Here is a 24,003-nt window from a genome sequence, read left to right on the forward strand (position 1 = left end):
TATAATATGGTAGAATAAAAGAATGATTCGGAAAGTTTTTAGATTTGCGGCGGCGGCTTTTTTTTCCATAATTATAATATCATGCGCAAAAGACAGAAAAGGCACAATTCTGCCGGAAGCGTTTTCAAAGCAATACAAGAACACACAGAATCTTTTGATTTCGCTGCTTGAAAAAAAAGAAACAAAGGGCGAAACAAGATACGCGGTTGTAAACAGAATCGCAAACAATATGCTTTCCGTAAAAGATTATCCGTCGCTTGTGCATTTTCTTACAAACTGGGTTGAACTGCACGAAGACGATTCCTACAACGCATACTGGCTTTTGATGACAGCTTATGCCTATCTTGAAAATGACGCTGAACCGATAGCTGAATATTACTTTGAGCGGATTATAAACAACTACAACGACCTTATTGTTCAGGGAAAATCAATTCATTTTATCTGCCTTCAGCATTTGATTCAAATCAGTTCAAGTCCGGCAAACAGAATTTCGTATTTCAACCAGCTTATAAGCCGGTTTCCAAACAACGTAAGCACAACGGAACTTTTTTACAGGCTCGCCCTTGAATACGAAAAGGAAGGCGAATGGAATCAGGCAATCCGCTCATACACGCAGTTTCTTGACCAAGACGACGCGTCCACACTGCAAATTGCAGGCTACCCTAACGCATATTTAAATGCAAAGCAGCTCATAGATTTCAGCAACTCAGCAAAAGACTGGACATTTGAAACTCTTGACGCTCTTGTTGCGGCCGTAAAGTCTGGAATTTCATCATACAATTACAAAGCCTTGGACCGCTACAAATCAAAAGTTAACTTTTTTGCAATGTCCTGGCGACAAGTTGAAACTGACGTAAACGCCCAGGAAAGTTTTTCGATGCGCTCGTTTATGCGCGGAAACAGAATCCGTTACAGCGCGGAGCTTGATCCGTCGTCTTCTCCAACCGAAGCATATTTGCGCACAACAGGCTGGAGCAACTACGTGAATGTCTGGTATCTTTATTTTAGAAAAGTGAATTTTCCAGCTGACCCTGAAATCCACGGACGCTGGGAATGGGCTGGAATTTACTTTGGTGAAAAATTGTAATGAAGAAAAAATTTGCAGTTTCGATAGTTTCAGTATTGCTAGCCTCGTTTATTTTTGCGGAAGAGCCTGTCGCTGACTTTGAAATCGACTTTTCAGCCTTTAAAAATGAAAGCCCTGCAAAGACAAAAAGCATTTCTTCAGAAAAAGAAAAGAAAAATTCTGCGCAAAAAAACTATATAATTCCAGAGCCAAAACGCAAGGACATTGGCATTTCAGGTGTTTTCAAAGAGCCGACTTTAAAATACCGGGAACGCTACCTTACGGCTTCAAACAGGCAATGGCTCGCGGATATTCTTTACGATTCAATTCCGTACAGACCATACATAAGAGCGAAACTCAAAGAAAAAAAAATGCCGCCTTATCTGCAATATCTTCCGATTGTCGAGTCAAACTACAAGCCAACAGCGGTGTCTGGCTCAGGCGCAACCGGGCTTTGGCAGTTCATGGCAAACAGCATGCATCCTTATTTAAAAAAGAACGAATACTTTGATGAGCGTCGCGATCCTTGGAAAGAAACAGATGCCGCGCTTTCAAAGCTAGCGGAAAATTTCAAAATGTTTAACGACTGGCATTTGGCGATTGCCGCGTACAATATGGGTGCAGGAGCAGTAGGACGGATTGTAAAGGCGAATCCCGGAAAAGATTACTGGGCTTTGGCAGAAAAAGGGCTTTTGAGCAAGCAGGCTTCTGAATATATTCCAAAGCTTATAGCAATTGCAGATATTGTTGAAAATGCGGATTTTTATGGAGCTATTGAAATTGGAGTCGCAGACAAGAGAATTGAAGATGCCGCGCCACAAAAATTCAGCTATCTTACAATAAAAGGCAGCATAAAACTTTCAACTGTAGCAAAGGCAGCAGGACTTCCACTAGAAACTGTAAAAATGCTTAACATCGAGCTTCTAAAGGAAATCACACCGCCCGGAACAACTTACAGATTAAGGCTTCCGGCTGGCAAAGCAAAAGTCGCCGCGGAAAACCTTCGGTAAATTTTTACATTATCTTTTTGCCCGCGTGCCAAAGTTTTTCAAGCTCATAAAAGTCTCTTGCTTCCTGGCTCATAAGATGCACAACAACCGGACCCAAGTCAATCAGATTCCAGTCGTTTCCCTGGGAAGACTTGTTATGAATTTTATGGATTTCAAGATCTGTGTCTTTTATGTAGTCTTTTATTTCCTTGTAAAGACCTTGCCAATGCGGACCGCTTGAAACTGTTGCAATTACAAAATAATCAGTCCAGCTGTTAAGCTCCGAAACATCGATAACACAAACATCCGCGCCTTTTCCATCTTCAATAAGCTTGGCAATTTCCAGCGCCATTTCTTTTACAGTTTTTTCCATTTTTCCTCACTCGGACGATTTGGCAGAAGAGCTTCCTTTTACAAAACGTCCATTGAAATCTTTGCCCAAAATAATTGTAAAGTCAGCCTGAGCCGCGCTTGTGGAATCAGCATTTTCCGGCATAACTTCCTCATCAATTATATTTGCGCAATGAATAAAATTTCCTAAAGTTTTTGCAGCTTCAGAGTTTCCAATATGATTTATAATTTCAGTTTTTTCATAGTCGTTGCGGTCGGCGTTTTTTGTTTCAAGAACTTCATAACCCGCGCTCTGCAAAAGGAAAGAAGTGTTGCGCGCAAGTCCCTGCTCCGTTGTTCCGTTTTGAATTACAAGAACATAAATTCGGTTTTGATTTCCAGAATCTCCAGAAACAAGAGAACTTATAGCCTGATTTATAACATCCTTTATGAGCTGGCCGTCATAATACGGAAACAAAAGAGTCTTGCCGTCAACAGTTCTTAAACTTCCAGTTATAGTCTGAATCGAAAATCGCTCAGTGTCAATCGAAGAAACTTTTTTCATCAAGTTATAGAAATTTTTCTTGTCTATATTTGTTTTGATTTTTTCCTCATAAACTGAAAAATTATTCTTTGCAAAAATAACATTGCGGTTTTCCTTTAAAGCGTAAATCAGGGAAACAAAAACAGCCTGCCGCCTGTCCTCAACATCGCTTGCATTTTCAGACGGACTTTTGTACATAACATAGTCATGGATTTTATCTCCGTCCAGAACAACTGCGCCGCTCGGAAAAAGACAGCGCATTCCGTTTTCATCAGTTTCATCAACAGGAAATGAAATAAAAACATTCAGCCCGCCAAGATAATCCGTAAGCAGCTCCAAGTCTGAAAGCTTTATTTCAATTGTAAAAGGAATTTGCTTTCCGATAAGTTTTTCAATTTCTTCTTTATAAGAAGCAAGACCTTTTTCCTTGTAAACTGAATCAATTCTGTCTACACGTCCAAGGCTTTTATAAATCGCGCCAGTATTTCCCAAAATATCAAAAGCGGCGGCTTGCCCTGTCTTCGGATAAAAAACAAGAACATCAGTTGAAAGCGCGTTTCCTTCGTCATCCTTTAAAATCCAAAGGCTGTTTATAACAGGATTCAGCTTAAGATTTTCTTCAATAGGATCTACACGAAGCGACAATGCCACAAAGCCAACAACGCCAATAATAATCACAAGAATAGCAAGAAGAAAAATTCCATTTCTTTGTTCTTTTGAAATATTCATTTTTACCATCCTTAAAGTTTAACTGGCACGCAGAGAATTTTCCGCGGAAATCTGCTTTTTCAAATCTGCTTCAAATTCATAGCTTGAATCCGCAATTTTTTTCTGCCTGTTTTTTAAATATTCCATGTTTTCCTGAACAACAAAAAGCGTCATTTCATTCAGCGTCATAGAAAAAAGTTTTTTTCTATATTCTTCCGTTGACTGCGGACGTCCTGGCTCAACTTTGTCAGCAACATAAATAATTTTTGCAAGCGGACACAAACCTGCGCCGCCAAGAGTATGGTTTGCAACTGCCTGAATAACATCAGGATTTTTCACAGAAAATTTCTTCTGAAGCAAAACCGCGGCAGCTCTTCCATGCAAAAGCGAAGGCTTGTTTTTTTCAATTTCAGAAATAGAATTTCCGTCTTCGGACGCAAGAGAAAGAATTTCAGAATCTTCCATATTCTTGCAAATATCATGGGAAAGTCCAGCAAGATAACCAATGTCTTTGTCGTAGCCGAACAAGCCGCACATAAAAGCCGCCGTTTCCGCAACACGCACAGAATGCTCAAAGCGTTTTTCTTTCAATGCCGACTTTGCATATTTTCTGATTTTTTCTATAAGCTGTTCAGTTTTTGCTTCCATACAAATTACCGTCAATAATATACTTGAAAACTTTTGAAGGCACAAGATATTGAAAAGCCATTTTATTTGCCGCCCTAAACCTTATGCTAGTTGAACTTACAGCGAGCGGCTCATTTTTCAGAAAAACTGCATTTTTAAAAAGCGGCTCATCTTCTATCCGGAATTTTTTTTCTGCGGAATCATCTGCTTCTGAATATTTTCCAGTCGCTTTGTTTTTAAAATTTTTATCTTCAGCCTGAAAAGGACGCTCCGCTAAAATCAGTTCGCATTTTTTTACAAGCAAAGGCGCATTTTTCCAAAGATGAAAAGTTGAAAACAAATCCCTTCCGATTACAAGCCCGATTTTTTCAGGCTTGTATTTTTCTTCAATGAAGCAGATTGTGTCATAAGTGTACGAAATTCCGCCACGCTGAATTTCACAAGGCTCCATTTCAAACCGCGGATCATCTTGGCAGGCAAACTCAACCATTTTTGCACGTTTTTCAGGCGGCAAAGCTCCGTTCATGTTTTTATGCGGCGGAGAAAAAACCGGCACAAAAAGAACTTTGTCATAGCCAAGCGAAACGCAAATTTCGTCCGCCAAAGCAAGATGCCCAATATGAATCGGATTGAAACTTCCGCCCAAAACTGCGATTTTCATTTTCAGTTTTCACTTCCCGGAAACTGAACTTCCATTGAATCATCCACGGAACGGCTGGACAAAAATGAACTTTTTTCAGGCACGGAATTTTCTTCGGCAGCAGGCTTGTTAAGCGATTCCATTTTTTCAATAAGCGAAATTATTTCAATTCTTGCTTCGTTCATGTTTGTTCTTGCCGCAACAGAAACCGCAAGCACTTTTACGTCAGGTTCTTTGCTCTGAATTTTTTCCTTTACTTTCATTGCATTTTCGAGCGCGCCTTCAATGTCAATTTTATTGCAAAGTACAATTCTTGGTTTCTTTGTAAGTTCCCTGCCAAATCTGTCAAGTTCCTTTAAAAGCAAGTCATAGGCTTCAAGGAAATTTTCATCGCTGCAGTCAATCATAAACAAAAGCCCGGCAGTTCTTGAAATGTGCTTTAAAAATCTTATGCCAAGACCAGCGCCTTCAGACGCGCCTTCTATTATTCCGGGAATATCCGCAATAATAAAATCTTTGTCATCGCCAGCATGAAGCACGCCAAGATTCGGGATTTTTGTCGTAAAAGGATACGGAGCGATTTTCGGACGCGCATTCGTAAAAAGATCCAGCAAGCTTGATTTTCCCGCATTCGGAAAACCAACAAGGCCAATGTCCGCCATAACAGAAAGCTCAACACGCAGAACTCTTTCCTGACCCGGCACACCTTTGTTTGCAATGCGCGGAGCTTGGTTTGTGCTTGACTTGAAATGAACATTTCCCCAGCCGCCGTTTCCGCCTTTTAAGAAAACAAACTGGTCTTCTTCACTTTCAACAGTAAAGTCATGGATAAGCTCGCCAGTTTCATTGTCGCGGATTGTAGTTCCCGGCGGAACAGGAATCACAACATCCTCACCGTCTTTTCCATAGCGGTTCCAGCCCTGACCATCACCGCCATTTTTCGCCTTTAAAATCGGGTGATACCTTAAATGCGCAAGAGTTCTAAGATTCCGCTTTAAACAAAAAATCACATCTCCGCCGCGTCCGCCATCACCGCCATTCGGTCCACCGTTTGGAATATATTTTTCACGCCTAAATGAAACACAGCCGTTTCCGCCTTTTCCAGAACGGACAGTAATAACGGCCTCATCAGCAAATTGAATCATCGTTGCTCCCATAAAAAAAGCCCAGCAAGGATAATTATTCCAAGCCGGGCATTTTAATTATTTTAGAAAATTTCAAATCCTAAAGATAAAAACTTTCTTTATTAGTTGGCAGAAACAGGTTCAACTGAAACAAGTTTGCGATTCATGCGCTCTGTGTATTTTACTACACCGTCAACAACAGAATACAAAGTGTCGTCTGTTCCACGCTTTACATTGTTGCCAGGATGGATACGAGTTCCACGCTGTCTTACAAGAATAGAACCGGCAGTAACTTTTTCTCCACCAAATCTTTTAACGCCCAAATGTTTAGGGTTTGAATCGCGGCCATTTTTAGCACCGCTACCGCCTTTAGTACGTCCCATTTTAATCCTCCGCCGGCATAAACCGGACTATTATTCAATTATTTCTTGAAACCGCACATTATCAGGATATTCAGCAGAAAGTTTTATAAAAGCAAATCTTATAAAATCCCCAATGCATTTCAAGCGTTCCACAGCAGAGGCTGCGGATTTTTCAACCCGAAACTCCAAAAAGCCACGGGTAGAAGTGTCAGCATTAAAAACAAGTTCTTTTGTACTTTGAAGCATTTCAACTGATGTGCCAAGAATTATGGATTCAGCGGCACAAACAATATCCTTACCCTTTTCAGCAAAGGAAGCATGACCAAAAGCTTTCAGACTTTTCAACGATCCGTCTTTGCCGCAAACCAAAAGAACTTCCGTCACTTATGCCAAAACAACATCCTGAACAGTAACTTTTGTATACTGCTCGCGGTGTCCAATAAGACGATGATAGTCTTTCTTTGACTTGTATTTGAATACGAGAACTTTCTTGTCTTTGAAAGTTTCTCCAACTTTTACAGTAACTTTAGCGCCCTTTACATAAGGAGAACCGACAGAAACTTTATCGCCATCACTTACAAGAAGAACTGTATCGATTGTGATTACATCGCCATCTTTTGCATCAAGTTTTGACACTTCAAGAACAGCGTCTTTTTCTGCCTTGTACTGATTGCCTTTGAATTCAACAATTGCGTACATTTTATAAACCTCTAAATTTTTTTTGCCCCAAGGAGTAACGGGTTCCTTGAAAGCATTTCAACAATTAGTAAGACATTTTAACAAATTTCATAAACTAAGGTCAAGCGAATTTCTGCCGATAAATAAAAATTTCAGCTTTTAATTTCCGCCGCATTTTCAAACTAGTTTCATAAAATTGAAATTTTCAAGAAGTTCGGATAAAATGAAAACATGGAATTCGACTTGAAAAAACTCCCGTGCTTTGGAGTTGCAGGAAATTTTACAGGACATCTGGAACAGGCAGGAGAAGCCGTTGAGTTTCAGAATGTAAAGACAAAAGAAAAAAATGCGCCAAAAGCAATTTTTCCAACATATATACCGAACGCAAAAAATCCAGTGCCAGAATTTCTTGGAACTTTTCCATTTGATTCAGGCAAAATAATTTTTCCGCGCGGAGAAGAAAAACTTCAGATTGAGCCGGAATGCGCGCTGATTCTAAACGCTGAATGGAACAACGGAAAACTGAAATCTCTTGTTCCAGTAAAATTCGGAGCGTCAAACGACTGCTCAATCCGCAAGCCCGGTGCAAAAAAAATCAGCATGAAAAAAAACTGGGGCAAATGCAGCAAAGGACTTTCTGAAAATTTAATCAGCATTGACGAATTTTCAGAAAGCGGAAATATTGCAAAATACAGAATCGCCTGCTTTCTTTTTAGGGACGGAAAAATTTTTGAATACGGAGAAGACAGCGCGGTAAAAGGCTACAGCTACATTTTTGAAAAGCTCACAAACTGGCTCATAGAAAAATTCAACACGCAAAAAGATGAAGGCACTGCGGAAAATGTCGGAAATTATCTTACTTCAATCAGCTTGCCAGAACAAATAATGGTTTCCATTGGAGCCACGCGCTACACCGAATTCGGGGAAACAAATTTCTTAAAAGAAGGAGACGAAAGTATTGTTGTTCTTTACCCTGAATACAAATATTCAAATACTGAAATTAAAGAAATGGCGGCTGAAAATTCTTTTTCCGACAAAGAAATAAGCGTTTTAAGGCAAAAAATAATTTTGCAGTAAATACGTCTGGTCAAGGTACGCTTACGCTTAAGACCTTGACTCAGCCGTTTTTAGAGTTTTGACAAACCCTAAATTAAGCCGCCAGATTTTGTAAAATAAAAATTCAGCGGCTAATATTTTACTTTGAACAGATACAAATACTGTTCTTTAAAAAATCCAAAGCTTGAACTGCATCCATTCCTTTTTTGTCTGCATATTCAAGAATCTGGGCAACTTTTGACATCAAGTCAAGATTATGCTCCGACATTTCATTCCATAAAATTACAAGCTCTGCACGGTCTTTTAAAATTCCCGCCGCAATGCAAAAAGACTTTACGCCAACAGACATTGCAACATGAACAGACACATTTCCAAACTTTGATTCCTCGCCGGCGGCTTCGTCATGTTTTTGCAAATCACTGATTACAAGCTGCCTGTCCATAACACAGTTTGAATCGACCGCATCAACTAAAGAACAAAGAACTGAATTTTTTTCAGCATTTTTGATATTTCCAGCAGAGTAAAAAGTCAACATAAAAATTCCTCCATAAAAAAACAATGAGAAAGTATAAAATTAGAAGTGAAAAATTATGAGGAACTTACAAGACAGAAGTTTTCTTTATTACAAAATCAATGTATTTATGCCTGACTGGAACAGCCAGCGCATATAATGAAAAATCAATGTTTCTTTCAACTACAAGAACAAGAAGAGCTAAAAACGCAAGGCAAATTGCAAAAGTAATTTCAAATTTTCTTTCTTCATGCACAAATGCTTCAACAGTGGAATTATCAAAAAAGGACAAGATAACTGCGCCCGAATCATTTTCAAATTCAAGAGCGCATTTGTTGGAAATTTTAAGTTCATGCCTGAACGCAGGATATAAAATCCACAGAAAAACTGAAAAGATAATTAAAATTGTATATAAAAATTTTTTCTGCATAAAATCTTAATTCAGGCACAAAAACAACAGAACCGCACTTTACAAAATGCAGTTCCGTTGCACAAAACTAAGCGCCGTAAGTCGCAATGAAAACGCCAGCCGCAATCGCAGTTCCAATTACGCCAGCAACATTCGGTCCCATCGCATTCATCAAAAGGAAGTTTGAAGGATCGTATTCCAGTCCGACTTTATTTGAAACACGGGCAGCCATAGGAACCGCTGAAACTCCAGCAGAACCAATAAGCGGATTGATTTTTTTCTTGAGGAAAAGATTCATAATTTTCGCCATTACAAGACCGCCGATTGTGGCAACTGCAAAAGCAAAAAGTCCAAGAACAATAATTCCAAGAGATTCTTTCTTAATAATTTTTTCTGGAGTCATCTGGCTTCCAACACCAAGAGAAAGAAGAATTGAAACAATGTTCATAAGTTCATTTTCCATGGTTTTAGAAAGACGCTCCGCAGCATGGCTTTCCTTTACGAAGTTTCCGAACGCAAGCATTCCAATCAAAGGACAAGCTGGCGGCAAAAGAAGAATTGAAATCACAAGAAGCAAAATCGGAAACAAAACTTTTTCTGTCTTTGAAACAGGTCTAAGCTGATCCATTTTTATCAGGCGTTCTTTTTTTGTCGTAAGAAGTTTCATAATCGGAGGCTGAATCATCGGAACAAGAGCCATGTAAGAATAGGCTGCAACCGCAATAACCGCCATCATTTCAGGAGCAAGTTTTCCAGAAACATAAATTGAAGTCGGACCGTCCGCGCCGCCGATAATCGAAATTGCGCTAGCCTGAAGCATTGTGTAGTCAGTTCCAAGGAAAGCGTTCATAAATGCAACACCGAAAAGCGTAAAGAAAACGCCAAACTGGGCAGCACCGCCAAGCAATGCAGTTTTTGGATTTGCAATAAGAGGACCAAAGTCAGTCATTGCGCCAATTCCCATGAAAATAAGCATCGGGAAGAATTCGTTTCCAACGCCCGCGCTGTAAATTATATGAAGCATTCCATGAGGAGCGTCTCCCATTGCCGCACCCGGAATATTCACAAGAACAGTTCCAAATCCAATCGGAATAAGAAGAAGCGGCTCGAATCCCTTGCCAACTGCAAGATAAATAATAAGGAAGCCAATTGCAAGCATAATCAAAGACTGCCAGCCCGGAGCTTTAGGGGCTTCATCAAACGGATTGTTTTCTTCCGCCGCAAGCTGAGCTTCTGCCTGCGCTTTTTCCAACGCAAGCTCTTCCGCTGTAGGCTGATGAATCATCTTATAGATTCCAGTTGACTTTCCAATATTCTTTAAGAACTTTGAAATAGAAATATCGTACTTTCCATTCCAGTTTTCAGTTCCTTTTATTACACGTTCCATTCCAGAAGCTGGAGCAGGCTTGTCTTGCGCAAAAGTTCTTGTTGTAAATGAAAGAACTCCAGCAACTGCCATAATCGAAAGCATAATAAATGCAATTTTTGTATTTTTAATTTTCTTTGTATCAGGCATATTTTTTCCTTAAAAAAGTTTCCGCCGCTCCAAAAAGAAACGGCAGATAATCTTAGCAAATTTCAGCTACTGGCTGACCATTTGTAAGCTGAGTTCCGGCACTTGCAAGGAAGTGAACTTTTCCGTCAACAGGAGCTTTTATTTCAAGTTCCATTTTCATTGATTCAATAATAACAACATTGTCGCCTTTCTTTACAGAAGCGCCTTCAGCAACTGCAGTTCTAAGGAACACGCCGGCAACTGGAGCATTTACTTTTGTTCCATTGCCAGATGAAACTGGAGCAGCTGGAGCCGGAGCTGCAGGAGAAGCAACTGGCTTTGCAACTGGAGCAGGCTGAACAACAACGCCGCCAATAGTAGCAAGAACCTGTCCGCTCTGAATCTGAGAGCCTGGAGCAACAGAATAAGTGATTGTTCCGTCGTCTGTAGCTTTAACTTCAAGCTCCATTTTCATTGATTCAATTATTATTATAGTCTGGCCTTTAGAAACTTTTGTTCCGTTTGCAAAGCACTGTTTGAGCAAAGTTCCGGCAACTGGAGCTTTTACATCAACTCCGCCCGTAGCAACTGGTGCAGAAGCAGCAGCCGGAGCAACAGTTCCAGCTCCAACAGAAACTGAATAAGGAGTTCCATTTACTGTAACAGAACCGTTTCCGTCTGAAGTTACATTGTATGCAGAACCGTTAACTGTGATTGTATAAGAACCGCCCTTTGAAGCAGGTTCAGCAGCCGGAGCTTCTTTCTTTGCAAATGCAGTCGCAGCGTCAACAGGACCGTTTGCTCTTTCCTTAAAGAATTTTGGAGCAACTTTCGGGAACATTGCATAAGTGAGTGTGTCCTCGTCGCTTCCGTCGCCGCCATTTTCCTTTGCTTCCTTAACCATTTTGTCCCATTCAGGCTCAATTTTATCAGCAGGACGGCAAGTAATAACTTCTTCCATATTATTCTGGGCAAGAGCTTTTTTTACGAGATCCGCATTTGGCTCTGCAGGAAGTTTTCCGTATTTTCCAACCAAAAGATCACGGAATTCGCCAGTCATTCTTTCATAGCGTCCAAAAAGAACATTGAAAACAGCCTGAGTTCCAACAATCTGTGAAGTCGGAGTTACAAGAGGAACATAGCCAACATCTTTCTGTACAATTGGAAGCTCTTTTAGAACATCGTCCATTTTGTTAGACGCGCCCTGCTGTTTAAGCTGGCTTTCGAGATTTGAAAGCATTCCGCCCGGAACCTGAGAAAGAAGAATGCGTGTGTCAGCTCCAAGGAAAGAAGATTCAAGTGAAGAATAATGCTTGCGGACTTCGCGGAAATAAGCGGCAATTTCAAGAAGAGCCTTTGTGTCAAGTCCTGTGTCATATTCAGTTCCCTTGAGCATCTCAACAACAGTTTCAGTTGGGGAATGGCTTGTTCCCATAGACATTGAAGAAATTGCTGTATCAAGAACATCCGCGCCAGCTTCAACCGCCTTAAGCTCTGTGGCAACAGAAAGTCCAGTTGTAGCATGAGAATGGATTTCAATAGGAAGATCGCAGGCTTTTTTAATGGCAAGAACCAAGTCATAGGCTTCATAAGGCTTTAAAAGTCCGGACATATCTTTTATACAGATTGAATCCGCGCCGAATTCAGCGTAAGTTTTTGCAAGGTCAGCATAAACCTGATTTGTATGGAAAGGAGTAACTGCATAGGAAATTGCCATCTGAACGTGCTTTCCTGTCTTTTTTGCAGCTTTTGTGGCGCGCTCAAGGTTGCGAGGATCGTTGCAGGCATCAAAAATGCGGAAAACATCGATTCCGTTTTTTGCGGCAGTTTCAACAAACTTGTCAACAACATCATCTGCGTAGTGGCGGTATCCCAAAAGATTCTGTCCACGCAAAAGCATCATAATCTTATTATTTGGAAGAGCCGCATGAAGCTTGCGGAGACGTTCCCAAGGATCTTCATTCAAAAAGCGGATACAAGAGTCATAAGTTGCTCCGCCCCAGCCTTCTACAGCCCAGTAGCCGATTTTATCAATCATTCCGCAAGCAGGAAGCATATCAGCAGTTGTCATGCGTGTGGCATGCAAAGACTGATGGGCATCACGCAAAACAAGTTCAGAAATTCCAATTTTCTTAGACATAAATCAACCTCTTATAAAAATCTATTAATTACAAAGCTTTTTTATCTTTTAAAACAGCGGCAATAGCGGCAACAACAGCGCCATTGTCTTCGGCAGGAACAGAAGGAGAAGCAACTGGCTGCTCGGCGACAGGCTCGGCGTCCCATTTCAAGGCGTGAACAACAGCATGAAGCGCAATCATCGCCAAAATCATGATAATCAGAAAAAAGAAAACCACACCCATTCCCAGCAAAGTAAGAATTCCACTTTGGCTGAACATTTCAAGAACTGTCATAGTTCCTCCCAAGAATAAAGATTTATAGGAAAATAATTTTTTAAAACCGAATCTTTCCGCATTTTAGCAAAAAGATACCATTAATAATATAGAGAAATTTTTAAAACTTTACAATTAGAATAGAAAGAATTTATTCACCAAATGAACAACAGTTACGCAAAAAAAAATCCGCCCGGAATAAATGAAGCGCGTTCAAATATTCCAAGCGGAAATTTTTATTTAAAGTTTTAGGCTAAACCCTGAACTGACCAAGACGGCTGTCCATTACAGAAATATTTTCCTTTGTAGACTGCGCCAAATCCGAAACATTCTGCGCCGCCGAGCTGATTTGCCTTGCTCCGGCCGCCATTTCGTCCATGCTGCCAAGAATTGTAGAAGAAACGTGCTGAACAGAATCCATTTCCTTGGAAACTTCAATAATTCCGCTGTTTACGTCCTTGAATTTTTCGTTTACTTCGGAAGACTGGCTTCTCATGTCGCTAAGCGCGCTGAAAATCTGCCTTGAAGCATTTTCCTGCTCATTCATGGCGTTGTCAATTTCCCGGATAATCGTGTCGGTTGAATTCAAGTGCGTAACAATTTCGCCAAATGCAGTCTGCGAATCCTTTGAAAGGGAAACAACATCTTTAATAGAAGAAGAAATCTGCTTCAGTTCTGTATTGATATTTTTTGACTGCTGGCTTGAAGTTTCCGCAAGTTTTCTGATTTCATTTGCAACAACAGAAAATCCTTCGCCCGCTTTTCCTGCGTGGGCGGCTTCAATCGCGGCGTTCATGGCAAGCAAATTTGTTTCAGAGGCAATCTGCGAAATAATCTGGTTCGCCTGAATAAGCATTTTTGACTGGGCGGCAATTTCGTTTACTTTTCCGTCTACATTCGCAAGCTTTGTTTTTCCTTCATCAACAGTTCCGCCAAGCTCTTTAAAGCTGTCTGACATTTTGTGGACATTTGCGGTAACAGAAGAAATATTTCCAAGCATTTCTTCAATTGCGGCTGAAGACTCTGAAATTCCCTGCGCCTGAGCTTCAACAAGTCCAGACAAATCTTTTACACTGCCGGCAGATTTTCCAAGAATTCCAGTTGTATTCGAAACAGAAAGCGAAAGATTTTCCGACTGCTTTTTTACGCCGGTAATATTCGCCATAATCTGGGCAGTCGCGCTGGCGGATTCTGATGCGTTTGTTCCAAGATTCTGGCCGATTGAATCAAGTGAATTCTGCGCCTCGTTCAGCTCAACAATAATTTTCTGAATCATTTCAATAAATTTGTTTATGTCAAGTGAAATATCGTCAAACTCATTGTTCCATTTTATAGGCAAGCGCGCCGTAAGGTCGGCATCTCCGGAAGAAAGATTGTTGATTGCATCTCCGACAGCCTTAAGCGGATTTATAATTTTTGCAATCAGAATAGCCACAAGAATCAGAATGATAACAACTGCGCACAAAACTGTAGCAATAAGAATCCGTGAGAAAATAGAGAATATAATTTCATGCACAAGCGAAACTTTTTTTCCGAGAAAAAGCGTTGTAAGGAAAGTTCCGTCGTCCTGCTTTAACGGAAAATAATATGTAAAATAGTTTTCTCCATTTATTTTTGCGTTGTACAAAGTTTCTTCGCCACCAGAAGCTCTTTCAATTGGAGTTTTATCGGCAATTTCAGTTCCGAGCATTCCGGCAATTGAAGTAAAGGCTCTTTTTGTTCCTTCAAAAATTGTAAAGTCGCAGGTTGTGGATTTTGAAATGCGGCCAACAAACGCATTGTTCAGAATTTCCTTTTTTGTAAAGAATGCTCCTACAACTTTTCCGTTAGCTTCCAAAGGACGCCCGCAAATATAAGAAACAATACCGTCAGCTTGAATAAAGCCGGAAAACCGTTTTCCCTGAAAGACATTTTTTACAGTCTGACCATCGATTTCATGCATATTTCCTATATTTATTGAAGTTCCGTCGTTTCCAACAAAACTACAGGCATCAAACAAAGAAGCGGCAATGGAATTTTTACAAGTATTGCGGAATAATTCAGGTTTTGAAAAGCCAAAGTTCAAGTAAATATCTTCGATTGTCTTTAGAGTATACAAGGTTGAATCTGTGCAGCTTTTCTTATAAATATCAATTTCTTCATAAACGATAGAAACGTCGTCTTTTAATGTCTGCCTGAAATATTCAGAGAAATCGGTTTTTATTCTGGAATAGACAATAATCGAAAGAGCCACGGCATAAACCGTAAGTCCGATAATATTCGACAGCATAAGAACTGCCGAAATCGAAAATCTTTTTTTCATAGTGAACCCCATGCAGTGTAGTCAGTCCCCCCCCCCGCCTATCAAGCACAAACCCCAGTTTTTTATAATGCGCAAGTATAGCATAACTAAAAAAATATGCAACCATAAAAATTGAATGTCATTCCCGTGCTCGACATGGGATCTGTAACAGATCTTCGGGTCAAGCCCGAAGATGACACTTTTATTACAATGAAAGACAACAAACTAATTTCAACAAAGATAAAGATTTTGTTTATTTATCAACTTGATTTTTTCTATTAATATGCCGAAAATTTAGCAGCGGACTTTTTATGAAAACAAAAAACTTTATTTTATCCACAGCTGCAATAATCTCATGCGCCTGCATTTTCGGGCAAAGTTACATAGAGCAATTCGATTTTTCCACGGAAACAACAGAACCAGTTCCGTCTGTCTACGTTCCATATTCAGACATAGAAATTGAGCGTGAATCAATCATGGCAGCCCAGGCCCAGGGGCAGGTTTCAGAAAAAGATGCCGTAATGACATCTTCAAGCTTTGTAAACTGGACAAAAAGCACATTCGCTTCGGACGTGGCTTTTAATATTGAAAAAGCGGGAATTCCTCTTCCAAGCGGAAAATCAACTTCTGTAAAAGAAATTGAAATGAAGCTTCCAATTCTTGTAAAAAATCCGCTGCTTTCGCTTTACGTTGACGATGCAAAAACTCTCGGCGACCTTGTTCTTGACGGAACTGTTACACTCGAAAGCCTTACCAGAATCGTGGACAACAGCAAAAAAACTCCGGCGGTATTTACAAAAGACGGACTTCTTTTAACAAAGCACACAATCGACCTGAACGACATTTCTTCAAGCCTTGTAAAGCATCACACGCCATACAAAAAAATGCAGCCAATTGACAAAGTTGCATCCAGAGAATACACAGGAATTGTTCTTGATGCGCGCGGCTCTTTGCCAGTTCATGGAGAATTCATAGAAAGCGAAGTTTATCCGTGCCTGTTCCCAAAAGTCTGGACAGAAGACATGGAGCTTTTGTACGAGCGCAACATGGTTCAGCCTGAAACCGCAAAAAAATCAGGAATCGTAAAATATTCAAGCTCGGATTTTATAGAAGACTATGACGGAAGAGCCGGAAAAGATCCGCTTTGGATTACCGTAAAAAAAGTCTACGGAATAAACAGATGCGACCCGGTAATTTCAAAAGAAGACTATTTAAGAATTGCTTCCGTTGAAAAAAATGTGGAGCTTTTAAAGAAAGGGAAAGTTGTAATTCTTTTGGACAAGGAGCAGCTTGAGCATAAAGTTTCAGTGCCGCAAAAAGACAAAAATTATTACATCGCATATCACCAGATAAAAAAATATTTCTTTGAGCGCAAAATTCCAGACGTTGACTTGAACGAAGTTCTCACAGGAATTCAAATTACAATGCAGAATCTGCGCTTTATCGCTGACTCTTATGAGCTTCTTCCGCAGGAAAAACCGCGCATTGCACAGATTGCAGAATCGCTAAAAAAAGCCACAGCTTCCGGCGAATACACAATTATGATTGAAGGCCACACTGCAGACGTAAACAAGCCGAACGGACAAATGACTTTGAGCATTCAGCGCGCGCAGGAAATAATCAAAGAGCTTGTTTCAAACGGAATTGACAAAAATCTTTTTACATACAGAGGATTCGGCGGAACAAAGCCAGTGGCAGACAACAGCACTCCGCAGGGAAGAGCATTAAACCGCCGTGTAGAAATCATAATCATGCCAAAAGGCAGCTACATTCTAAGAGAATAGCATGAACCAGTTTTCACGCTCAGAACTTATTTTTGGCAAGGCTGGAATTGAAAAACTGAACCGCTCAAAAGTCGCAGTGTTCGGGATTGGCGGCGTTGGAGGATACGCAGTCGAAGCCTTGGCAAGAGGCGGAATCGGCAGCTTTGATTTAATCGACAGCGACACAGTAAGCCTTACAAACATAAACCGACAGATTATAGCAACTCACAAAACAATAGGGCTTTACAAAGTAGATGTTGCAAAAGAGCGCATTCTTGAAATCAATCCGCAAGCACAAGTAAAAACACACAAAGTTTTTTTTACGCAGGAAACAAAAGAAACATTCGACTTTTCAAATTACGACTATATAATAGATGCAATTGACACAGTCGCAGGAAAAATCGCGCTCGCAGAAGAAGCACAAAAATGCGGAACAAAAATAATCAGCTGCATGGGAGCCGGAAACAAAATCGACCCAACACAGCTTGAAGTTTCAGATATTTACAAAACCAGCGTCTGTCCTCTTGCCCGCGCAATGCGAAAAGCCTTAAAAGAATGCGAAATAAAAAAACTGAAAGTTGTGTACTCAAAGGAAGCGCCTGTAAAAATAGTCTATGACAGTTCCGCGGAAACAAAAGGAACAGCAGGCAGACCAGCTCCCGGAAGCACATCATTTGTACCGTCCGTAGCTGGCTTGATTATTGCAGGCGAAGTAATAAAAGACCTCGTGAAGTTCTAGAACTTGCCGGAACAAAGCATAAGAAGACCTTCTACAATGGCTTCGTGTTCATTCGGAGCAATTCTTGCATACAAGGAATTTGGAGTGTCGTCAGGCATTACAGGAACTTTTTTCTGCACAAGAATTTTTCCTGTGTCGCATCCGCCGTCCACAAGATGAACCGTGCATCCGCTTTCTTTTTCTTTTGCGGCAAGAACAGCCTCATGGACATTATGACCCCACATTCCTACTCCGCCAAATTTAGGCAAAAGCGCCGGATGAAGGTTTATAATTTTATTCTTATATTCCTGAATTATTTTTCCCTGCAAAACGCTCAGGTAGCCGGCAAGAACAATTCCGTCAATTCCGCGGAGCTTGCACTCTTCAAGAATAGCATCAGAAACCGCAGCGTTTTTTTCTTCACGCGAAGCTTTTTGAGCCGCCTCTTTTCCCATCACAGAAAACGGACTTTTTACAACGCAGTCAATTCCGGCATTCTTTGCACGCTCAAGCGCATAGGCATTTTTTGTGCTTGAAATAACAACGTCAATCTTGTAAGGACAGTCCGCATGAGATTTCTGATAGTCTATAAGAGATTGAAGATTTGTTCCTCCGCCGGAAACCAAAACAGCAGTCTTAAACATAGAACTGTGTCATTTCCTTGCTGCCCTTGAAGTCGCCCTTGATGACTTTGTCAGTGTGGCCGACGTAGCCGATTTCATAGGCTTTCATAACAGGAGCGCCTTTTACAGCGAATTTCTTTGCGTTCGCATTGAATCTCTTTAGGATTTCCGCGGAATCTTTTTTGCTGACCGCAAGAACAAATCCGATTCCCATATTGAAAGTTGAGAAAACATTTTCCGGATCTGCGCCGCGCTTTATAAGCTCATCAAAAATTTCAGGAACTTCCCAAGAATCTTTCTTTATCATTGCAACAAGCTGCTTTTTGCCTTCTTTTGCATGAGGGAACATACGCGGAACATTTTCATAGAATCCGCCGCCTGTAACATGAACCATTCCATGAACACTTGCGCGGAATTTGCTCAAAACATCCATGACAGGGCGCACATAAATGCGTGTAGGAGTAAGAAGAACCTCGCCGATTTTTCTTTCTTTTCCGCCGATTGTAATTTTCTCCTCAAAATCTGTAACAAGCTTTCTGATTAAAGAATATCCGTTCGAATGAGGACCAGTAGAAGAAAGACCGATTAAAACATCGCCTTCTTTTATTTTGCTTCCATTAATAATGTCAGATTTATCTGCAACGCCAACTCCAAAGCCAGCCAAATCGTATTTTCCGTCATCGTAAAAACCTGGCATTTCAGCAGTTTCACCGCCAAGAAGAGCGCAGCCTGCATCTACGCAACCGTCAGTTACACCTTTTACAAGCTCGCCGGCAACCTTTGAATCAAGTTTTCCGCAGGCAATATAATCAAGAAAAAATGAAGTCTTTACGCCGCTACAAAGAATATCGTTAACGCTCATTGCAACACAGTCAATTCCGACTGTATCATAGATTCCCATCTGAAAAGCAATGTCCAGCTTTGTTCCAACTCCATCTGTTCCAGAAACCATAACAGGATTCTTCATGTTCTTTGGAACTGCAAACATTCCATTGAATGCGCCAAGCTCTGTAAGCTGTCCTGGGATTCTTGCGCGCTCAGACTGTTTTTTGTATTTGTCAACAGCCTTGTAGCCTTCGTTAACATCAACGCCAGCTTTCTTGTAGTCAAATTTTTCCGCCATGATTTCGTTCCTTAAAAAAATTGTTTTTATAATATACAGTTTATTTTGTTATTGTTCAATTCATACGAAGTGCTTCTGCCGCCGGCCTGCCCCTTTATAAGAATGCCTGATGCAATCAATTTGTCAATATCTCTTCCTGCTGTATCTTGAGAGCATTTGCAGATTTTAGCATATTTTGCAGATGTCAGCTTTCCCTCAAATCCAGACAAAAGCATCTTTAGAATTTTCCTTTGCCGTTCATTTATTTCAATGGAATCAATTTTTGCCCAGAATTCCTTTCGCCATAAGCTTTCTTCAAGCTCAGCAAGAACTGAAAGAACAGCCCGGTTCATGCAGCCAATATACCAAAAGATCCATTGGGTTATATCCATAGAGCCGGATATTTCAGCCTGATGCAGCATTTCATAGTATTTTTTCCGCTCTTTGCAAAGCTGCGCGCTCATGCTGTAAAGATGATCCGTGCGATAGTCCGACCGGGATAAATTTCCGTCTCCCCGGCAAAGAGCCATATCTGCAATAACCCTCGCAAGGCGTCCGTTTCCATCCTCAAAAGGATGAAGCTCAACAAAATACAAATGGGCAACAGCACTTTTTATTACAGAGCTGATTTTCTGCTCATCCGAATCAACACCATTGAACCAGTCAAAAAAAGCTTTCATCTGCTTTTTTAGTGTACAGGCAGGAGGAGCCTCAAAATGAACTGTCTCATTTTTTCCATAACCGCTTATAACACGCATCGGACCTTCACTATCAGTCCGATACTGACCAACATGAATTGCATATAGACCGTTAAAGCTTTCAGAGCCAGATGGATTTCCAAACAGTTTTTTATGCCAGCAAAAAAGCCTCTCTTCCGTCAAAGGGGCATTGCAGTTGTGAACGGCATCCGTAATGACCTCAACAATATAATTAAGGTGCGGACGGTTCTTATCAAGCTGGCCTTCGTTTGCAAGGATTACATTCTCAAGCCCCAAATTCCGGGCAACAGACGAACGGATACTTGTTTCATTCAATGACACACCTTCAATTTCAAAAGAATTCTTAATTTCCTGTGTAAAACGGTTCAAAGTTGATTCAGACTGAACGGCAAAACCGAGAGTTTTCATTTGTCCATAAAGAATTCCCTGATTTGCGTAAAGCTCTGTCAATGAATTCAAAAGCTCTTTATAATCCCATGAAAAGCGCGGCCATTCAGGGTTCTGCCAAAGATACGCCATGATTGTAACGTATCACAGCTTGCGGAGAATATCAAGATAATCTCCGCAAAATTTCAGTCATTCATGCGGAGATTAAGCAATTTTTCTCCGCAAAGCTAAAGCCACAGTGTCATTGCTGTGTCAGGGGCTCTTGTTCTTGTATTGCATAGGATTATCCGGTCAAACCGAATAATAACAGCCTAATCAAAAAATATTATAATAATTTCAGAATATAATCGAAAAATATTATAATATTTATTGATTAGCCTAGTTTTTTCATCTATATTAACATCATGAGTAAAATTCAACGCGATTTAAAGAGCATTCTTAAATCAAGAATCGGAAAAGGAAAAATTATAATATTAATTGGACCTCGCCAAGTAGGAAAGACAACTCTTTTTAAGTCAATGATTTCAGAAGCAGGCTTTTTAGACACGGCGCAATATTGGAACTGCGATGAAAGCGATGTGCGCTCCATGCTTACTAAAGAATCTTCTGCGCACTTTAGACCGCTTATCGGAAAGTCAAAATTCATTGTAATTGACGAGGCGCAACGTGTAAAAAATATCGGGCTTATTTTGAAAATCCTCTACGAAAATTTTCAGGATGTGCAGTTCGCGGTAACAGGCTCTTCGTCACTAGATCTTTCCAATATATTAAATGAGCCTCTGACTGGGCGAAAATTTGAGTACAATCTTTTTCCGTTTTCCACGAACGAGCTTGTCCATAATTCATCCATGCTTGATGAAATCAGGCAACTGGAAACCCGCTTAGTCTACGGATTTTATCCAGATGTTGTTAACAATCCGGGGGATGAAAAGGATATTCTCTCAAACATCGTCTCAAGCTATCTTTATAAAGATGTATTTGAATTTCAGGATATACGGAAACCCGCTATTATAGAAAAACTTGTTCAGGTACTAGCCTTGCAGGTAGGAAGCGAGGTTTCTTTCAACGAGATAGGCAGCTTGCTTGGAATTGATAGTCTGACCGTACAAAGATATATTGATCTGCTGGAAAAGGCATTTGTCATCTTTCATCTTCATTCTTACAGCCGGAATGTGCGAAATGAACTGAAGAAGAGCATAAAGATTTATTTTTACGACAACGGAGTAAGGAACGCTGTCATTAATAATTTTTCTCCGTGCAACCTGCGCGCAGACATCGGCGGACTTTGGGAAAATTTTCTAATAAGCGAACGCATCAAGAATAATGCATTCCACAACAGAAAGGAAAAGTACTATTTCTGGCGCACAACCCAAAAACAGGAAATTGATTTTATAGAAGAAAAGGACGGAGTTTTTTCCGCCTTTGAATTCAAATACAGTTCAAAAAAATCCGGCGCAAAGTGTCCGCTTACATTCTCCAACAATTATCCTGAGATTCCATTTTCAGTAATTACCAAAGAAAACTACATCGGATTTATTACAGAAAATTAGCACGGCACTGCAGCCGGAATATATTTATCGGATAATGGCAGAACGTTTTTTCCATTCCCATGCTTGTGGCGGGTCAAGACCGTCTTTTTTATTTGACGAAGCGTATCAATTATGATACATTAAAAAATATGGAAATCCAAAAGAAAATAAAAGCAGAATTTTTCAAAACAGAACAAAACAATGAGCCTGTGCGGGATTTTCTAAAAGGACTATCCATAGAAGATAAGAAATCTGTGGGGGCGGATATTATGGCTGTGGAAATGTCTTGGCCGGTTGGATATCCAACAGTAAGGAAACTTGATACTAATTTATGGGAAGTTCGCTCAGATATTTCTGACAAAAGAATTTGCCGAGTGATGTTCACAATAAACGGAAGCAAAATGATATTGCTTCATGCATTTATAAAGAAAACCCAAAAAACTCCAAAAGATGATATGGAATTAGGCAAGAAACGAAGGAACTTAGTTTTAGGAGGCCAAAATGAATAATGCATATGCAGGAAGTTCTTTTGATGATTTTCTCGAAAAAGAGGGAATTGCTACAGAAGTAAAAAATGAGGCAATAAAAAGACTTATTTCATATAATTTGATTGAAGAAATGCAAAAGCAGAATATCAACAAAACAGAAATGGCAAAGAAAATGTCAACTTCTCGTGCCGCATTGGACCGGCTCTTGAATCCATATAATGATTCTGTAACCCTTGCAACTTTGACAAAAGCTGCAAATGTGCTTGGAAAAAAGTTAGTATTGCAACTGCAATGATTAGCCGAGTTTTTCCATTCCCGTGCAAGCAGCACGGGAATTTCTTTTTGCATGAATCACATTCTACTTTCTAGCGCGCTTGAACATTTTTCCGTCAAAATAGAGAGTGTTCGAGTCTTCAAAGCTTACACGGGACTGCAATGTGTCTCCTGCTTTCTTTTCTGGCGTATTCTTGTTAGAAGAAGAACCAATCTTTAGATATGCAGTATTTTCAGGCATTGTATATGTGCCGGAATATTTAAATTCTTCCTCTGGTACTTTTATCAAGATATATCCTCGTTCAATAGGAGCATCAACTACAGAAAAAACCAAACGATCACTAAGATCTATTTCTTTCCTTGTGCCAGCATCTTTATGATAGTAATAAGAGAACTCTCCAGACGCTCCGTCGCCTTTGAAGACAAGCTCCGCAAATCCTTTTATGTCATCTTTTTTATCGTCAAATCTCCATTTTCCCGGCAGCGTTCTTTTTAGATAGCTCAAATACGCCTGTCTGTCGGCTTCTTTTATGGCTTCATTTATTTTATTGAGCTTTTCAGCATACTTTTCTTCAAACTTGCCGCAGAAGTCGTCATATATTTCTGAATTGATTGTGAAATAGTTTTCCATCAAGTCAGAAGAAGCAGGAACAAGCTTTGCAAGCTTGTCTTGGTACTCTTTTATCATCTTGTTTGACATCTTAAAGTTCGGGTTTCCCGCCTCATTCATTTTGGCGGAAAACTTGTCTGTGAACTCATTTGACATTTTCTCAAGCCTGTCCCTGACATCTGAAAGCTGCCCAAGATAGTCTTTTTTATTTTCTCTTAGCTCTTCCAAGCCTTTTCTGTCGTCTGAACATTCATTCATCTGGGAAACAGCTTCATCAAGAGCCTTGCTGTACTCGCCCATAAAGTCAACAGACTGATAATTGCCGGTCTGCTCCTCGTAAGCGTCTTCAATGACCTTCATCCACTTGTTGAATTTAATTCCCGGCGCAACAATGCTACAGACAACTGCAACAACTATTAAAGCCGCAACACCGCAGGCAATATAGTTTGCATACGGAATAACCTTTTTTAAGGCAGAAACCTTTCCCAGATACTTTTCCGAAAGATTTGCAAAAGGCAGCTTGTTTATAAATCCGCCAGCCTTGTTCAAATACTCTTTTACATTTTTCATTTTTTACT

Annotated in this window: 26 protein-coding genes; 8 read left to right on the top strand and 18 right to left on the bottom strand. The window is 40.2% G+C overall.

Going from position 1 to position 24,003, the window contains the following annotated elements; genetic code table 11:
• Positions 1 to 22 precede the first annotated feature (22 nt).
• Both Q0H92_RS06900 and Q0H92_RS06905 read left to right on the top strand, forming a co-directional pair.
• Complete coding sequence (locus Q0H92_RS06900) at positions 23 to 1,087, top strand: tetratricopeptide repeat protein (protein ID WP_296013267.1); 1,065 nt, start codon at positions 23 to 25, stop codon at positions 1,085 to 1,087.
• Positions 1,087 to 2,076, top strand: coding sequence for a lytic transglycosylase domain-containing protein (locus tag Q0H92_RS06905; protein WP_296013269.1), 990 nt, complete (start codon positions 1,087 to 1,089; stop codon positions 2,074 to 2,076). Before Q0H92_RS06900 ends, Q0H92_RS06905 begins: the two co-directional genes overlap by 1 nt.
• Before the next feature lie 4 nt (positions 2,077 to 2,080).
• Here Q0H92_RS06905 and rsfS read toward each other — a convergent pair whose 3' ends face one another.
• The 8 genes from rsfS to rplU form a co-directional block, all read right to left on the bottom strand.
• Positions 2,081 to 2,428: a ribosome silencing factor gene (rsfS, locus tag Q0H92_RS06910; RefSeq protein WP_296013271.1), complete on the bottom strand. Its 348-nt coding sequence runs from the start codon at positions 2,426 to 2,428 to the stop codon at positions 2,081 to 2,083.
• A 6-nt stretch (positions 2,429 to 2,434) separates the two neighbouring features.
• Complete coding sequence (locus Q0H92_RS06915) at positions 2,435 to 3,658, bottom strand: LCP family protein (protein WP_296013273.1); 1,224 nt, start codon at positions 3,656 to 3,658, stop codon at positions 2,435 to 2,437.
• 18 nt (positions 3,659 to 3,676) lie between these two features.
• Positions 3,677 to 4,285, bottom strand: a complete 609-nt coding sequence (gene yqeK, locus Q0H92_RS06920; RefSeq protein WP_296013275.1) for a bis(5'-nucleosyl)-tetraphosphatase (symmetrical) YqeK — start codon at positions 4,283 to 4,285, stop codon at positions 3,677 to 3,679.
• On the bottom strand, positions 4,269 to 4,925 hold the full coding sequence (gene nadD, locus Q0H92_RS06925; RefSeq protein WP_296013276.1) for a nicotinate (nicotinamide) nucleotide adenylyltransferase: 657 nt from the start codon (positions 4,923 to 4,925) through the stop codon (positions 4,269 to 4,271). The genes yqeK and nadD overlap by 17 nt, the downstream gene beginning before the upstream one ends.
• Positions 4,926 to 4,927: 2 nt before the next feature.
• Entirely contained in the window at positions 4,928 to 6,049 is a 1,122-nt protein-coding gene (obgE, locus tag Q0H92_RS06930) for a GTPase ObgE (RefSeq protein ID WP_296013278.1), read from the bottom strand.
• 101 nt (positions 6,050 to 6,150) lie between these two features.
• The gene (rpmA, locus tag Q0H92_RS06935) at positions 6,151 to 6,411 is read right to left on the bottom strand and encodes a 50S ribosomal protein L27 (RefSeq protein ID WP_295800265.1); all 261 of its coding nucleotides are present in this window, start codon (positions 6,409 to 6,411) and stop codon (positions 6,151 to 6,153) included.
• A 30-nt stretch (positions 6,412 to 6,441) separates the two neighbouring features.
• Positions 6,442 to 6,735 (bottom strand): ribosomal-processing cysteine protease Prp, encoded by a 294-nt coding sequence (locus Q0H92_RS06940; RefSeq protein ID WP_296013280.1) that lies wholly within the window; start codon positions 6,733 to 6,735, stop codon positions 6,442 to 6,444.
• A gap of 39 nt (positions 6,736 to 6,774) precedes the next feature.
• Positions 6,775 to 7,089, bottom strand: a complete 315-nt coding sequence (rplU, locus tag Q0H92_RS06945; protein ID WP_013701108.1) for a 50S ribosomal protein L21 — start codon at positions 7,087 to 7,089, stop codon at positions 6,775 to 6,777.
• A gap of 210 nt (positions 7,090 to 7,299) precedes the next feature.
• Here rplU and Q0H92_RS06950 point away from each other — a divergent pair, with 210 nt between their 5' ends.
• Positions 7,300 to 8,145 (top strand): DUF5718 family protein, encoded by an 846-nt coding sequence (locus Q0H92_RS06950; RefSeq protein WP_296013282.1) that lies wholly within the window; start codon positions 7,300 to 7,302, stop codon positions 8,143 to 8,145.
• 118 nt (positions 8,146 to 8,263) lie between these two features.
• Here the strand turns inward: Q0H92_RS06950 and Q0H92_RS06955 are convergent, their stop codons facing one another.
• From Q0H92_RS06955 to Q0H92_RS06980, 6 genes are all read right to left on the bottom strand, one after another.
• Entirely contained in the window at positions 8,264 to 8,659 is a 396-nt protein-coding gene (locus Q0H92_RS06955) for a hypothetical protein (protein ID WP_296013284.1), read from the bottom strand.
• Between the two features lie 64 nt (positions 8,660 to 8,723).
• On the bottom strand, positions 8,724 to 9,065 hold the full coding sequence (locus Q0H92_RS06960; protein WP_296013286.1) for a hypothetical protein: 342 nt from the start codon (positions 9,063 to 9,065) through the stop codon (positions 8,724 to 8,726).
• A 67-nt stretch (positions 9,066 to 9,132) separates the two neighbouring features.
• Positions 9,133 to 10,560: a sodium ion-translocating decarboxylase subunit beta gene (locus Q0H92_RS06965; RefSeq protein ID WP_296013288.1), complete on the bottom strand. Its 1,428-nt coding sequence runs from the start codon at positions 10,558 to 10,560 to the stop codon at positions 9,133 to 9,135.
• 52 nt (positions 10,561 to 10,612) lie between these two features.
• A complete protein-coding gene (gene oadA / locus Q0H92_RS06970) occupies positions 10,613 to 12,679 on the bottom strand; it encodes a sodium-extruding oxaloacetate decarboxylase subunit alpha (protein ID WP_296013289.1) in 2,067 nt (688 codons plus the stop codon).
• Between the two features lie 28 nt (positions 12,680 to 12,707).
• Entirely contained in the window at positions 12,708 to 12,953 is a 246-nt protein-coding gene (locus Q0H92_RS06975; RefSeq protein ID WP_296013290.1) for an OadG family protein, read from the bottom strand.
• A 232-nt stretch (positions 12,954 to 13,185) separates the two neighbouring features.
• On the bottom strand, positions 13,186 to 15,234 hold the full coding sequence (locus Q0H92_RS06980; RefSeq protein ID WP_296013292.1) for a methyl-accepting chemotaxis protein: 2,049 nt from the start codon (positions 15,232 to 15,234) through the stop codon (positions 13,186 to 13,188).
• Positions 15,235 to 15,524: 290 nt separating this feature from the next.
• Between Q0H92_RS06980 and Q0H92_RS06985 the strand changes: the two genes are divergently transcribed.
• Together Q0H92_RS06985 and Q0H92_RS06990 are read left to right on the top strand one after the other, a co-directional pair.
• Positions 15,525 to 16,997 (top strand): OmpA family protein, encoded by a 1,473-nt coding sequence (locus Q0H92_RS06985; RefSeq protein WP_296013294.1) that lies wholly within the window; start codon positions 15,525 to 15,527, stop codon positions 16,995 to 16,997.
• 1 nt (position 16,998) lies between these two features.
• Positions 16,999 to 17,715, top strand: coding sequence for a tRNA threonylcarbamoyladenosine dehydratase (locus tag Q0H92_RS06990; RefSeq protein ID WP_296013295.1), 717 nt, complete (start codon positions 16,999 to 17,001; stop codon positions 17,713 to 17,715).
• Here Q0H92_RS06990 and purN read toward each other — a convergent pair.
• From purN to Q0H92_RS07005, 3 genes are read right to left on the bottom strand one after another with little or no spacing between them, the layout of a single operon-like run.
• Complete coding sequence (gene purN, locus Q0H92_RS06995) at positions 17,712 to 18,338, bottom strand: phosphoribosylglycinamide formyltransferase (RefSeq protein ID WP_296013297.1); 627 nt, start codon at positions 18,336 to 18,338, stop codon at positions 17,712 to 17,714. The genes Q0H92_RS06990 and purN overlap by 4 nt on opposite strands.
• Positions 18,331 to 19,440 carry a phosphoribosylformylglycinamidine cyclo-ligase gene (purM, locus tag Q0H92_RS07000; protein WP_296013299.1) on the bottom strand — a complete coding sequence of 370 codons (1,110 nt, stop codon included), beginning with the start codon at positions 19,438 to 19,440 and terminating at the stop codon, positions 18,331 to 18,333. Before purM ends, purN begins: the two co-directional genes overlap by 8 nt.
• A gap of 26 nt (positions 19,441 to 19,466) precedes the next feature.
• Positions 19,467 to 20,657 (bottom strand): Fic family protein, encoded by a 1,191-nt coding sequence (locus Q0H92_RS07005; RefSeq protein WP_296013301.1) that lies wholly within the window; start codon positions 20,655 to 20,657, stop codon positions 19,467 to 19,469.
• A gap of 272 nt (positions 20,658 to 20,929) precedes the next feature.
• Here Q0H92_RS07005 and Q0H92_RS07010 point away from each other — a divergent pair, with 272 nt between their 5' ends.
• The 3 genes from Q0H92_RS07010 (at position 20,930) to Q0H92_RS07020 (ending at position 22,837) form a co-directional block, all read left to right on the top strand.
• The gene (locus Q0H92_RS07010) at positions 20,930 to 22,075 is read left to right on the top strand and encodes an ATP-binding protein (protein WP_296013303.1); all 1,146 of its coding nucleotides are present in this window, start codon (positions 20,930 to 20,932) and stop codon (positions 22,073 to 22,075) included.
• Between the two features lie 128 nt (positions 22,076 to 22,203).
• Positions 22,204 to 22,563, top strand: a complete 360-nt coding sequence (locus Q0H92_RS07015) for a type II toxin-antitoxin system RelE/ParE family toxin (protein WP_296013305.1) — start codon at positions 22,204 to 22,206, stop codon at positions 22,561 to 22,563.
• Positions 22,556 to 22,837 carry a helix-turn-helix transcriptional regulator gene (locus Q0H92_RS07020; RefSeq protein WP_296013306.1) on the top strand — a complete coding sequence of 94 codons (282 nt, stop codon included), beginning with the start codon at positions 22,556 to 22,558 and terminating at the stop codon, positions 22,835 to 22,837. The genes Q0H92_RS07015 and Q0H92_RS07020 overlap by 8 nt, the downstream gene beginning before the upstream one ends.
• Positions 22,838 to 22,900: 63 nt before the next feature.
• Here the strand turns inward: Q0H92_RS07020 and Q0H92_RS07025 are convergent, their stop codons facing one another.
• On the bottom strand, positions 22,901 to 23,995 hold the full coding sequence (locus Q0H92_RS07025; protein WP_296013308.1) for a hypothetical protein: 1,095 nt from the start codon (positions 23,993 to 23,995) through the stop codon (positions 22,901 to 22,903).
• Positions 23,996 to 24,003 lie beyond the last annotated feature (8 nt).

The sequence above is a fragment of the uncultured Treponema sp. genome (genome assembly GCF_934725225.1).
GTDB lineage: Bacteria > Spirochaetota > Spirochaetia > Treponematales > Treponemataceae > Treponema_D.